Raw genomic sequence first — 12,464 nt, forward strand, 5'->3', positions numbered from 1 at the left:
ACCGGTCCACCAGGCCGGCATCACCGCCTCCTGCCGGGTCGCCGTCAAGTGCGCCTCTGCGCCGGCCGGGATCCTGCCCGCCGCCCCCCGGCGTATCCGCTCGACGGCCACCTGCCTGTGCGTGCCCGCGTCACGAGCGCAGGTCCATGATCCGCTTGATCTTGCCCACCGACCGTTCCAGCGTGCCCGGCTCGACGATCTCCACCCCGGCCGAGACCCCGATGCCCTCCTTCACCGCCACGGCGATGGAGCGGGCGGCGGCCTCACGGATCGCGGCGTCGGCGTCGGGGCGGGCCTCGGCACGGACCGTGAGGGCGTCCATGCGGCCCTCACGGGTCAGGCGCAGCTGGAAGTGCGGGGCCACACCGGGGGTGCGCAGCACGATCTCCTCGATCTGGGTGGGGAACAGGTTCACCCCGCGCACGATCACCATGTCGTCGCTGCGGCCGGTGACCTTCTCCATCCGCCGGAAGATCCGTGCCGTGCCCGGCAGCAGCCGGGTCAGGTCCCGGGTGCGGTAGCGGATCACCGGCATGGCCTCCTTGGTGAGCGAGGTGAACACCAGCTCGCCCTCCTCGCCGTCCGGCAGCACCTCCCCGGTGATCGGGTCGACGATCTCCGGGTAGAAGTGGTCCTCCCAGATGTGCAGGCCGTCCTTGGTCTCCACGCACTCCTGCGCCACCCCCGGCCCGATCACCTCCGACAGGCCGTAGATGTCGACGGCGTCGATCCCGCAGCGTTCCTCGATCTCCCGCCGCATCTCCTGCGTCCACGGCTCCGCCCCGAACACCCCCACCTGAAGCGACGTGGACCGGGGGTCCACGCCCTGCCGCTCGAACTCGTCGAGCAGCGTGAGCATGTACGACGGTGTGACCATGATGATCCGCGGCTTCAGATCCTGGATCAGCTGCACCTGCCGCGACGTCATTCCTCCCGAGGCCGGCACGACCGTGCAGCCCAGCCGTTCGGCGCCGTAGTGGGCGCCCAGGCCGCCGGTGAACAGCCCGTAGCCGTACGCCACGTGCACCACGTCACCGGGCCGGGCACCGGCCGCCCGCAGCGAGCGGGCCACCATGTCCGCCCACAGGGACAGGTCCCGGTCGGTGTAGCCGACGATCGTGGGCCGGCCGGTGGTGCCGCTGGAGGCGTGGAAGCGGCGGATGCGCTCCCGCGGCACCGCGAACATCCCGCAGGGATAGGTCGCACGCAGGTCCGCCTTGCTGGTGAACGGGAACCGTGCCAGGTCGGCGAGGGAGCGGCAGTCCTCCGGGCGCACACCGGCCCGGTCGAAGGCCTCCCGGTGGAACGGCACGTTCTCGTAGGCGTGCCGCAGAGTCGCCTGCAGCCGCTCCAACTGCAGGGCCCGCAGCTCCTGCGGGTCGAGCCGTTCCCCCTGATCCAGCAGCCGCGTCACATCCCCCATCGGGACTCTCCCTCACCTACCACAACAATACGGTCGACCGATCATTCGGTAGACACTTGCCGGGGACAGTAATCCAGGCCTTCCGGCCGCAGGCAAGAGGGCGGCACGAAAAAATCCCCGCACATCTTCCGCACACCTGCCCACCCTGCGGAGCTGCCCGATCCCCCCGGCCCGCCCGCTGGCGCCTCTCCCGCTCCGCCGTCAGGATCGCTGTATGCCGACCTTCACCGCGCCCGACGGAACCCGGCTCGCCCACCAGGTCCGAGGCGAGGCGGAGCCGCTCGTCGCGCTGCACGCAGGGCCCATGCGGGCTCCGCCTGCCTGGGCGACCTCGGCGGGCTCACCGCGCACCGCCGCCCGGTGCTGCTCGACCTGCGCGGCACCGGCGACTCCGCCCGGCCCGCCGACCCACGACCTACCGCTGCGACCGGCGGGTCGACGACGTGGAGGCGCTGCGCCGCCTGGCCGCCCCGGTCCTCGTCCTGGCCGGCGCCCTGGACGGCGGCCCCAGCCCCGCCGGACCGCCGGGGCGTTCCCGCGCGCACCGTTCGCGGTGCAGCCCGGCGCGGGGCACTGCCCGTGGCTGGACGACCCGGAGTGGTTCACGCGGCAGGTCGCCGCCTTCCTCGACGACGCAGCCGTGTCGTTGGCGGACGTCGCCGTGCCGTCGGAGGGCGTCGCCGTGCCGTCGGAGGAGTGAGCGGAAGCGAGCGGAGGCGGCGCGAGTCGGCCGCCACCGCACCGCGGAGGAGGGGCGGTGTGCCCGGTTCGCGGGTGTCCGTCCGATCGGGGTGAGGGCACGGCCCCGTCGCGGGCCGCCCGGACGTCGTGGGACCGGGAGCGGCACGTACCATGGCCGCATGTCGTTCCTCCGTCGCCGCAGCGCCACCCCCGCCGGGCCCGACTTCGACGTACTGGCCATGGATCCGGGCGACTGGCCCGGTAATCTCGGTGCGGGTCTGCTGCCCGGTCCCGACGGCTCCTGCCAGGGCGTCTTCCTGCGCTACGACCTGTTCGGCGGCCGTGGCACCGCGATGATCATCGGAAATCTGCCCGAGGGCTCCCCGGCCCGTGACGTCGCCGAGGGCCAGGTGCCCTTCGAGGTGGCCCAGCTGCTGCTGGCCCTGGGGAACGACGAGGAAGTCACCGTCGTCGGCACCGAGGACACTCCGGTGCTCCAGGGCGACAACCTGCTGATCGTGCGCCGGCTGAAGCTCTCCGAGGGCCGGATCTCCTGTGTGCAGTTCGACCGCAGCGACGGCGTGCTGGTCACCATCGCCGCCTGGGACCGCCCGATCACCGACGACCTGTACGCCCTGCTCAAGCCGCTGCCCCCGGAGCTGTTCCGGCAGGGCTGAACCCACCCGCCACGTCGTGCCGACGAGGGCCGGTCCCGGCAGGGGGCCGGCCCTCTCCCTTCACCGCCGCGGTGGCCGCAGTGGCGCGTACGGCGGCACCGGGCGCCTCCCGGACCCGTCGCGTCGCCGCGCTCGCCTCACGCCGCGCCCACCGTGAAGCGGAAGTCCCGCAGCGACACGGCCGCGACAGGCTTCCGCCCGGACAGATACCCGAGCGGACCGTGCGGGTCGACGCGCCAGCGGACCCGCGTCCACGACGGACGCCCGACGACATGCAGCGGCACCCGGCAGGTGGTGCCGTCGTCCCGGCGTTGCAGCAGATGCGCCCGCAGCGGCAGCCGCACCGGAAGACGCAGCAGCTCCCGGCAGAGTGCGGTGGCGGCGGGCTCCCGCCGGCCGGCGCGGCGCGGCGTCACCCGCGCGTGCAGTGCGGCGCGGCGGTGGCCTGAGCCGACCGGGGTTTCGAACCGCAGGTCGGCGAGCTGTTTCGGGATGGCCCACAGACGCCGGCCCCCGGCCATCGAGCGCTCGTCGTCCACCCAGGCCTGCACCGCGGTGGCCGCGACGGTCCTGCCGTGCCGCACCACGAGCGTGATCAGCAGCTCCCGGTAGGCGAGATCGCCGTCGGCGCGGTAGTCCACCCAGAAGGTGACCAGCGCACGGCGTCCGCCCACGGACAGGGGACGCACCTCCTCGGGCACGGTCCACGGCGGAAGCACGCTGCCGGGCAGCAGCCACAGGGCGGCGTGCATGTCCCCGCACAAGTGCCAGGGCTCGGGAGGATACGGGACGGGCATCGCACTCCTTGTCGACGGCACTCCCATCGAAGGCACCCTGCCACCGCGTGACCGGTGCGGCGGCCGGGCGGCGCGGGTCACACCCCGAGACCGGCCGGCCGGTCCGGCTCGTGGCGGGCGCCGACACGCGCCGTGCCGGCTCCCACCACGATCGTCACAGGTCCACAGGCCGGCCTACGCCCGTTCCAGCTGTACGTCCGCCGCGCGCACGAACGCCACCCGGTGGCCGAACTGGATCTCGTAGTACAGGTCCTTGCCGACCACCACCCGGTGCGCGTCCGGGGTGAAGGTGACCGCGTAGAAGTACTCGCCCGGCACCGTGTCACCGACCACGTACTTCTGCCCCGCGGGCAGCCGGTACGGCAGCGGCGAGACGGACTGCACGGGAACACCGGCCGGGTAGGCCTCCTGCTCCGGGTACGCCCGCCCGTACACCGGGACGCTGTCCACACCCGGCTTCGGCGTCACCACCCGGCCGGAGGCGGGCACCGCCGTGGGCTGCTTCGCCGGGTTGCGGAACCAGGCCTTCTGCCCCAGGTACCAGATCGCCGTCCAGTCGCCCCGGCGCTCCGCGACCGCGAACTGCTGGCCGGTCTCGGCCCGGGAGTCGACGTCGTTCACGTCGATGGTGGAGTCCGAGCCGTCCGGCCGGTGGCCGATGTCCTGGATCAGGGGAGCGGAGGTGTCGGGACGCGTGTACAGCCGCACCTCGTTGGATCCGTGCGGCGCGCACGGCTCGCCGGCGGCCTCGCAGCCCGTGTACGCGGTACGGTTCGTCGCGTAGTCGGGACGGATCGTCACCAGTGCGGCGTTCTTGCCGGCGGTGGGCTCGAAGGGGCGGCCCAGCAACTGGAAGTAGTGCTGCCAGTCCCAGTAGGGACCGGGGTCGGTGTGCATGTCGGGAATGGTGTCGGTGGTCGGCCCGGGCACGGTGTCATGACCGAGGATGTGCTGACGGTCCAGCGGGATGTCGTACTTCTGCGCGAGGTACTTCACCAGCCGCGCGGAGGAGCGGTACATCGCCTCCGTGTACCAGGCGTCCGGATCGGCGAGGAAACCCTCGTGCTCCAGACCGATCGAGCCGGCGTTCACATACCAGTTCCCCGCGTGCCAGGCCACGTCCTCGGCCTTCACATGCTGGGCGATGTGCCCGTCGGTGGACCGCAGTGTGTAGTTCCACGACACATAGGTCGGGTCCTTGATGAGGGTGAGGACGCCGTCCCAGGTGCCCTCGGTGTCGTGGATGACGATGTACCGGATGCGCTGCGAGGCGGGTCGGTCGCCCAGGTCGTGGTTGCCGTAGTCGTCGCCGTCGAACTCCTCGTACGGGGCCGGGACCCACTCGCAGGACACCGAGGCGGGGCACTCGGTGCCCGCCGACGACGACGGGCGCAGCCCGGTCCGCGCCAGCTGCGCGGTGTCGGGGGCCAACCGCGGGCGGGCGTCCAGCACGACCTGCTGGCCGGCGTCCGTGGTGCGGCGCTGACCGGAGCGGATCACGCTGAAGACGTCGTCGGCGTAGGCCGCCGCCGTCGCGCGGTCGTCGGCGCCGGAGAACTCGGCCACCGCGCCGTACCAGTCGGCCGGATCCGCGCTGAGCGGCTCGCCGAGGCGCTTCTGGGCGGCGGCCAGCAGGGCGGCGCCGCCCGCCACGTTCGCGGCGGCATCGGAGCGCAGCCGCTCGGCGGGGATGCCGGTCAGCTCGGCCGCCTCGGTCAGCGTGGTGAGCCGGGCGGGCAGGGTGGCGTTCTCCGGCACCTGGACGGTGGGACGCAGGGCGGGGCGGGCGTCGTCGCCGCGTGCGTCCTCGGTGCCGTCGCTGTGATGCGGCGTCCGGGCGAGCGCGGTGCGCGCGTCGGTGAGATGCATCGGGCCGTAGCCGCCGGTCACGCTCGGGGCACCGGCGTGCTGGTCCCACCGGGACTGCAGATAGGAGACGCCCAGCAGGACGCTGACCGGCACGTGGTACGCGGCCGCCGCATCGGTGAACGCTTTCTGCAGTCGGGTCGAGCTGTCCGCACCGGCCGCATCGGTGGGCGGGGCGGCGCCCAGCAGCGGCAGCAGCAGGGCCGCGCAGGCGAGGGCGCCTGCCGTGCGGCGCGCCCGCCGGCCCGCTCGTGGCATGCCTGCATGGGGTGGTGCGGGGGCGGTGGCGGGTCTCCGCAAGGCGGCCTCCTGAGGGCGCTCGGCGTGGCGGGACGTGCGGGGCTGTACCACGGGGATCGGTGCGGTCAGTGGTACCCGTTGAGCGACGATCCGTCAATCAAGAGCAGAGGCAGAGGCGTTCGCCTGTCGTCGGGGCGGCCGGTGTCGCCGGGCCGTGGCGGCGGGCGGTCCTGCGGGACGCCGAGGGCGCACCGCCGACGACCTCGCGGAGGTCCCGGACGGCACGACGGCCCGTGGCGCACCGCCGGGCCCGCGCACACCCCACGGGCCGTCGTGCCGTCAGCGGATGCCCACCGCCGCGCGCACTGCCTTGCGGGCCAGCTGGCAGTCGTCGTACAGGCGGCGCAGCAGCAGCCGCTGTTCCTCGCCGACGGACATGCCGCCGGTGACCTGCACGACGGGGGACGGGTCCCGCATCGACCGCTGCACGGCCGTCTCGCAGGTGCGGATCTCGCGGGTCAGCACGAGCATCAGGTTCACCAGGAACGCGTCCCGCGCGGCCGGTCCCGCCGCCTGGGCGAGCTGGCTGATCTGCCGCCGTGCCGCCGGGTCGTCACCGAGCACCGTCCACAGGGTCGCCAGGTCGTAGCCCGGCAGGTACCAGCCCGCGTGCTCCCAGTCCAGCAGCACCGGACCGGCCGGTGAGACCAGGATGTTGGACAGCAGCGCATCGCCGTGGCAGAACTGCCTCATGCCCTGCCGGCCCACCGCCTGCGTGATGCCGTGCAGCAGTTTGTGCAGGTCGCCCAGGTCCCGGTCGGTGAGCAGCCCCAGCTCGTGGTAACGGGAGATGCGGGCCGCGTAGTTCAAGGGGGCGTCGAAGGTGCCTGCCGGGGGACGCCAGGAGTTCAGCCGGCAGATCGCACCGAGGACCGCCCTGATGTCGGACCGCGGCGGGGCCTCCACCGGGTGCCGCTGCAGTGCGGCCACCCGTCCCGGCATGCGCTCGATCACCAGGGTGCCGTTGTCGGGGTCCGCCGCGATCAGCCGGGGCACGCGGACGGGAGGCCGGTGCCGGACGAACGAGCGGTAGACCGCTATCTCGTGCCGGTACCGCTCGGTCCAGGCGGGGGAGCGGTCCAGTAAGCACTTGGCGACGGCCGTGCTGCGACCGGTCGTGCCGACCAGGAGCACGGAACGTCCGCTGCGGCGGAGCACCTGCACGGGGGTGAACTCCGGGCAGATGCGGAGCACCGACGCCAGGGCCGAGCGCAGCTGGGCCCCCTGCGGGCCGGACAGGTCGAGTCTCCCGCTCAGCGGAGCGGCGCCGGGCACGGCGGGACGGCGCGGCCGGCCCGCGCCGAGCACGGAGGAGGCCGGGCGCGCGGGCGAGAGGTAGGAGCCGGCCACGCCCGTACGGGGACGCAGCGACCGGGGCGGAGCGGACACGGAGGACGATGCTGCGTACATGACCGATACAGATCCCTTCGTGTGCCTGCTGCTGAACGCGTCCACCCGGCCCGGGCACCCGGTGCACCCTGGGGAATGCGCCTGTCGTGTCCGGTCCGCAGGACCGGCGGCGCCCGGGCCGGGGTGACGCACTCCTACCTGACACCGCAAGGCCACTGGCACACCATCTGGCGCACCCTGGCGAACCCTGGCGAATAGTCGCCCGGTGCCTCGTGGCGGGGCTACTGTCGAGTCAGCCGAGTACCTGGGGGCTTGACGTGACAGGACGACCCAACACCCGTCTCGCGGACCTGTTCGGTCTCTCGGGCTGGTCCAAAGGGGAACTCGCGAGGCTCGTCAACCGGCAGGCGGCGGCCATGGGCCACCCGCAGCTGGCGACCGACACCTCCCGGGTGCGGCGGTGGATCGACATGGGGGAGATCCCGCGCGATCCCGTGCCGCGGGTGCTGGCGGTCCTGTTCACCGAGCGTCTCGGCCGTGTCGTGACCATCGAGGATCTCGGTCTGGTACGGCACGGGCGTGCGGGGAGACGGCAGGGCGGCGGGGACGAGGAACTCGCCGACGACATGCCGTGGACGCCCGAGCGGACCGCCGCGGTCCTCACCGAATTCACGGGAATGGACCTCATGCTCAACCGACGCGGCTTGGTGGGCGCGGGTGCCGCGCTCACCGCGGGATCCGCACTCAGCGGCGCTCTGCACGACTGGCTGCACACCGACCCGGCACCGAAGGCCGATGCCCCGGACACCGACCATCCCCTGCGTGTCGACCCGGCCGGGTTCGACCGCTACGACGCCGCCCCCGTCGGGTCGGAGGAGGTCGCCGAACTGGAACGCTCCGTCAAGGTGTTCCGGGCCTGGGACGCCGCCCGCGGCGGCGGACTGCAGCGCAAGGCGGTGGTCGGCCAGCTCAACGAGGTGGGCGGCATGCTCACCTACCGCCACCCGCCGCATCTGCAGCGGCGGTTGTGGGGGGTCGCGGCCAACCTGGCCGTGCTCGCCGGATGGATGTCGCACGACGTCGGCCTGGAGCCGACGGCGCAGAAGTACTTCATCATCGCCGCGCACGCCGCCCGCGAGGGCGGGGACCGGCCGCGGGCGGGTGAGGCGCTGTCCCGGGCGGCCCGTCAGATGGTGCACCTGGGCCGGCCGGATGAGGCGCTGGACCTGATGCGGCTCGCCCAGTCCGGCTCGGGCGAGCGGCTGCAGCCGCGCACCAAGGCGATGTTCCACACCATCGAGGCCTGGGCGCAGGCCGCCATGGGCAAGGGCCAGGCGATGCGTCGGACCCTCGGTCAGGCGGAGGAGCTGTTCGTCGCCGACAAGGGCGACGACGAGCCGCTGGACTGGATGCAGACCTTCAAGGACGAGGATCTGTACGGCATGCAGGCGCTGGCGTACCGCACGCTGGCGGAGTTCGACCCGAGCGCCGCGGCGCACGCCCAGTACTACGCGCAGAAGGCCCTGGAGCTGCGGGTCGACGGCCGTGAACGGTCGAAGATCTTCGACCATCTGTCCATGGCGTCCGCCTGCTTCATCGCCGACGATCCCGAACAGGCCGCCAATTACGCGAGGCTGGCGCTGGTGGCGATGGGGTCGAACTCCTCGCGCCGCACCTGGGACCGACTGCGGCAGATGTACCGGCTCACCGCCCACTACGCCACCTACCCGGAGATCAGCGAACTGCGGGAGGAGATCCGGCAGGCCATGCCCACGTGGAAGGGCAGGGGCACGGCCGACGCCGCTCTGGCGTGACGGACCGTACCGCACGCCGGCGCACCCCGTCGGACGGGCCGGGGCGCGCACGCACTGGGCGCGGGCCCGTGCGACCGCGCCTCCTGTGTCGCTTCCCCCGCTCCCGTCGCCCGCGCACGGCCGGACCGTGACGCGGGCGACGGGAGCGGTGCGGCCGGGCACACTCCGCCACATGGCTGCGGGGGTCACGGCCGGGGGAGGGGGCCGTGACCGTGACGACTGTCGCACAGCGAGTCGTGTTCTGTCCGGGATTCGGCATGATCCGTCGTCCGGTGCCTCCGGCATCTGCCGGAGGCACCCGGGTGCGGCTCGGTGTCCCTCCGGGCACGGGCGGCGGTGCGAGCGAGGCGCGTCGCGGTACGTCCACCTGACGTTTTGCGGGGTGCCGGGGCCGTGTCGCGGTGCGCGGGAACGGCAGCAGAAGAGTCAGAAGGCGGCGATTCCGGCGGACATGCCCAGTGTTATGTGATGCACATCACACATCTTTGTCGCGTGCCGGGTGTCAGTCGGGCGGCCCTTCGTGTTCCTGACAGACATAGGGCATCAGCGGCCGACCCGAGACCCGACGGGAGATCACCATGGACGCCACCCTGGGACAGTCCGCCACCGCGCGTCTGATCGACGGCGAGGGACGGGCGCGCGTCGTGCCGGCCACGCTGCGCTACGCCTCCGCCGATCCACTGGCCGTCCACCTGGACTTCCCGCCCGACGCCTCGCTCGACGGCAGGGAGGTGAGCTGGACCTTCGCACGCTCCCTGCTGAGGGAGGGGCTCCGGCGGCCCGCAGGGACGGGGGACGTGCGTCTGCGCCCCTGCGGTCAGGCGTGCACGGCCCTGGAGCTGCACTCTCCGTCCGGCATGGCCTTGCTGCAGTTCGACACCCCGGCTCTGCGCCGCTTCCTGCTGCGCACCTATGCGGTGGTCCCGCCCGGCCGGGAGGACGCCGGCGCCGCCGTCGACCGGGGGTTGAGCGCCCTGTTCGGCACGGTCTGAGGCGCGCAGGCGCCGGAGTCCGGCGGCCGTGGCTCCCGTCGCGTCCGGGGCCACGGCGTGCCCCCGGGCTCGCCGGAGTCCGCGACGGCTCCGGGGCGTCCGGGTCGGCTGCCGGACCCGCGACGGCTGCCGGGCCGATCAGCTGCCGGGCTCCGCGTACAGCGCCGGGCGCTCGGCGAGGTCCACCGTGACCCGGCCGGCCCCGTGCAGCGACCGGACCCCCGCCTCGGCGACGGCCGAGGCGGCGTAGCCGTCCCAGACGCTCGGACCGGTCACCTCGCCGCGCCGCGTGGCGTCCACCCAGGCCTGGACCTCGCGGTCGTAGGCGTCGGCGAACCGGACGAGATAGTCCTGCGGGACCTCCAGGCGACTGCCGCCCGCGGCGGTGACGGCCACGCCGTGCTCCTCGCCGATGCGGGCGCTGCCCGTCTCGCCCACGGCCTCGCACCGCACCTGGTAGCCGAACCCGCAGTTGACGAAGACCTCCACGTCCACCAGTGCGCCCTGCTCGGTCTCGAAGACCACGAACTGCGGGTCCCACAGTCCCTCGGGCGCCGCGGAGGACGGCGCCGGACGGATCACCGTCACCGCCGTCAGCTCCTGGCCGAGCAGCCAGCGGGCCGCGTCGATCTCGTGCGAGACCGAGCTGTCGACGAGCCGGTCGCTGGTGAAGTACGGCGGGGAGGAGACGTTGCGGTGGGTGCAGTGCAGCATCAGCGGCCGTCCCAGGGCGCCTGCGTCCAGCAGCGACTTCAGTCGCCGGTACTCGGCGTCGTAGCGCCGCATGAACCCGATCTGGGCCAGCCGGCGGCCCAGCCGGGCCTCCGCCTCCACCACCCTCAGCGCCCCCGCCGGGTCGGGGACCATCGGCTTCTCGCACAGCACCGGCAGCCCCCGGGCGAAGGCCGCGAGCAGCGCCTCCTCGTGAGCGGGCCCCGGGGAGGCGATCAGCACGGCCTCGACCCCGGGAGCGTCGAGCACGGCCAGGGCCTCCCGGTGCACGACGACGCCCTCGATGCCCGCCACGGCCTCCTCGGCCCGCTCCGTCTCCGGATCGGCGACCGCGACCACCCTGGCGCCGCTCACCGCTTGGTCCAGTCGCCGTATGTGGTCGGCTCCCATGTGACCGGCTCCCAGCACCGCCACACCCAGCAGGTCGCCCATGCGCGCATCCCCTCTCCGCCGACGGCTTCCGCCGTAGCGTAGACGGGCGGTCGGGAGGAGGGCGGGGGAGCAGAGCCGGGGCGTCGGCCGGGACGGGAGCAGGGAAGGAAGGGCGCCGGACGGAAGGTGAGCAGGGAAGGAAGGGCGCCGGACGAAAGGTGAGCCGGGAAGGAAAGGGCCGGGCGGCGCACCGACCGGCCCGCGACGGCATGGCCTCCTAGTAGCGCAGTACCCCGGCGATGCCCTGGGCCTCGCGCAGCGTGCCGTCCGGGACGAAGCGGACCTCCGCGCCGGTCTCCAGGCACTTCTCGACGATCTCGTCGACGATGTCCTCGCGGGCGTCGAGCTGCCCGCTCTCGGCCGGGATCAGATGCTCGCCCAGGGCCTCGCGCACGGAGATCCGGTAGTTGTCCTCGACGGCGAGCAGCCGCACCCGGCCCTCCTGGGCGCTGCGCCACAGTTCGTCGACCCCGGCGGCGTACTCCTTGCGCCCGCGGGCCGCCTCCAGCTGGTGCAGGACGGTCTCCGTCTCCTGGCGGACCAGGGCTTCGCGCACCGGCTGGATGGCCCGCCACACGGTCTCGGGGCTGCCGTGCGCCAGCCCGATGCGCGGGACGTGCACCGAGCACCGGGCGACCCCGCCGATCTCGTCGAGGACCGACAGGGCTGCGGGGGCCCCGGTGAGGTAGACCGGGCGCGGCTGGTCGCGCAGGATCGCGCCCATCGCCGTGTCGGCCTCCTTCAGGAACTGACGGGTGCGCTCGTCGCGGAAGGTGCTCGGCGCGTCGCCGATGCGCTCCTGGCGCTCGGCGTCGAAGTTCTCGGTGAGATTCCGGGTGAGCGGGAAGCCGCCCCGGCGCTCCTCGGTGACCCGGTCGCCGCTGCCGTTCCACAGGGTCACGCGGTCGGCGGCGACCGACAGCACCCAGAAGGGGTGCTCGGCCGCGTGCGCGGAGACCAGGTTGCGGGTGAGGAAGGTGTCGGACAGCACCACCCGCTCCGGGACGGACCGTTTGAGCGTCCACACCTGGTGTTCGCCGGGGGCGGCGAAGATCGCCAGGCCGTCCTCGGCGTGCGTGAGGTCCACCTCGGCGAGGGCTTGATCGAGCTGCCGTACGACATCGGCACGGCGCTCCCGGGTGACCGCCGGGTCCGACTGCAGCTTCTTCTTGGCCTCGGCGACGGCGTTGCGCAACCGGACCGGGTCCTGGGCGTTGTCGGGTCCGCGGCGGTGCGTCGGTGTCAGCACGGACACAGCGGGATAGCTCCGGGGCCGCCGCAGCTCGGCCAGCGTGGCGGGACTCAGGTCGTGCTCCATGACAGCACCATAGGAGGAATTCGCGTATCGGGCATGTGGAGCAATCAGGTGCGAAACGAGGGGTATTCGGCGTGACGCGGCG

Annotated in this window: 9 protein-coding genes and 1 pseudogene; 4 read left to right on the forward strand and 6 right to left on the reverse strand. The window is 73.3% G+C overall.

From position 1 onward, the window contains the following. Positions 1–130 precede the first annotated feature (130 nt). Positions 131–1,423 (reverse strand): phenylacetate--CoA ligase PaaK, encoded by a 1,293-nt coding sequence (paaK, locus tag OG899_RS24660; protein WP_125500132.1) that lies wholly within the window; start codon positions 1,421–1,423, stop codon positions 131–133. A 214-nt stretch (positions 1,424–1,637) separates the two neighbouring features. Between paaK and OG899_RS24665 the strand changes: the two are divergent. After that, a pseudogene (locus tag OG899_RS24665) lies at positions 1,638–2,123 on the forward strand (alpha/beta fold hydrolase). A 160-nt stretch (positions 2,124–2,283) separates the two neighbouring features. Further along, positions 2,284–2,781 (forward strand): hypothetical protein, encoded by a 498-nt coding sequence (locus tag OG899_RS24670; RefSeq protein WP_125500133.1) that lies wholly within the window; start codon positions 2,284–2,286, stop codon positions 2,779–2,781. 137 nt (positions 2,782–2,918) lie between these two features. On the opposite strand, the gene OG899_RS24675 is transcribed toward OG899_RS24670, so the two are convergent. From OG899_RS24675 to OG899_RS24685, 3 genes are all read right to left on the reverse strand, one after another. Further along, on the reverse strand, positions 2,919–3,578 hold the full coding sequence (locus tag OG899_RS24675) for an acetoacetate decarboxylase family protein (protein WP_168131200.1): 660 nt from the start codon (positions 3,576–3,578) through the stop codon (positions 2,919–2,921). Positions 3,579–3,752: 174 nt separating this feature from the next. Continuing rightward, complete coding sequence (locus OG899_RS24680; protein ID WP_125500135.1) at positions 3,753–5,702, reverse strand: N-acetylmuramoyl-L-alanine amidase; 1,950 nt, start codon at positions 5,700–5,702, stop codon at positions 3,753–3,755. 321 nt (positions 5,703–6,023) lie between these two features. Then, a complete protein-coding gene (locus OG899_RS24685) occupies positions 6,024–7,154 on the reverse strand; it encodes an aminoglycoside phosphotransferase family protein (RefSeq protein WP_125500136.1) in 1,131 nt (376 codons plus the stop codon). Between the two features lie 257 nt (positions 7,155–7,411). On the opposite strand from OG899_RS24685, the gene OG899_RS24690 reads away from it, so the two are divergent. After that, the gene (locus OG899_RS24690; protein WP_168131203.1) at positions 7,412–8,908 is read left to right on the forward strand and encodes a hypothetical protein; all 1,497 of its coding nucleotides are present in this window, start codon (positions 7,412–7,414) and stop codon (positions 8,906–8,908) included. A gap of 578 nt (positions 8,909–9,486) precedes the next feature. Beyond that, a complete protein-coding gene (locus tag OG899_RS24695; RefSeq protein ID WP_406311158.1) occupies positions 9,487–9,900 on the forward strand; it encodes an SsgA family sporulation/cell division regulator in 414 nt (137 codons plus the stop codon). A 138-nt stretch (positions 9,901–10,038) separates the two neighbouring features. On the opposite strand, the gene OG899_RS24700 is transcribed toward OG899_RS24695, so the two are convergent. Further along, positions 10,039–11,064: a Gfo/Idh/MocA family protein gene (locus OG899_RS24700; protein ID WP_125500139.1), complete on the reverse strand. Its 1,026-nt coding sequence runs from the start codon at positions 11,062–11,064 to the stop codon at positions 10,039–10,041. A 217-nt stretch (positions 11,065–11,281) separates the two neighbouring features. Continuing rightward, complete coding sequence (locus OG899_RS24705) at positions 11,282–12,382, reverse strand: chemotaxis protein (protein ID WP_189427583.1); 1,101 nt, start codon at positions 12,380–12,382, stop codon at positions 11,282–11,284. Between the last annotated feature and the right edge of the window lie 82 nt (positions 12,383–12,464).

The sequence above is a fragment of the Streptomyces thermoviolaceus genome, from assembly GCF_045209695.1.
Classification (GTDB): Bacteria; Actinomycetota; Actinomycetes; order Streptomycetales; family Streptomycetaceae; genus Streptomyces; species Streptomyces thermoviolaceus.

Bases quoted from the DNA above. Each gene is read 5' to 3' on its own strand.
- OG899_RS24695 (WP_406311158.1), top strand. From the start codon at position 9,487: ATGGACGCCACCCTGGGACAGTCCGCCACCGCGCGTCTGATCGACGGC.
- OG899_RS24705 (WP_189427583.1), bottom strand. From the start codon at position 12,382: ATGGAGCACGACCTGAGTCCCGCCACGCTGGCCGAGCTGCGGCGGCCC.
- OG899_RS24700 (WP_125500139.1), bottom strand. From the start codon at position 11,064: ATGGGCGACCTGCTGGGTGTGGCGGTGCTGGGAGCCGGTCACATGGGA.
- OG899_RS24670 (WP_125500133.1), top strand. From the start codon at position 2,284: ATGTCGTTCCTCCGTCGCCGCAGCGCCACCCCCGCCGGGCCCGACTTC.
- OG899_RS24675 (WP_168131200.1), bottom strand. From the start codon at position 3,578: ATGCCCGTCCCGTATCCTCCCGAGCCCTGGCACTTGTGCGGGGACATG.
- paaK (WP_125500132.1), bottom strand. From the start codon at position 1,423: ATGGGGGATGTGACGCGGCTGCTGGATCAGGGGGAACGGCTCGACCCG.
- OG899_RS24680 (WP_125500135.1), bottom strand. From the start codon at position 5,702: ATGCCACGAGCGGGCCGGCGGGCGCGCCGCACGGCAGGCGCCCTCGCC.
- OG899_RS24685 (WP_125500136.1), bottom strand. From the start codon at position 7,154: ATGTACGCAGCATCGTCCTCCGTGTCCGCTCCGCCCCGGTCGCTGCGT.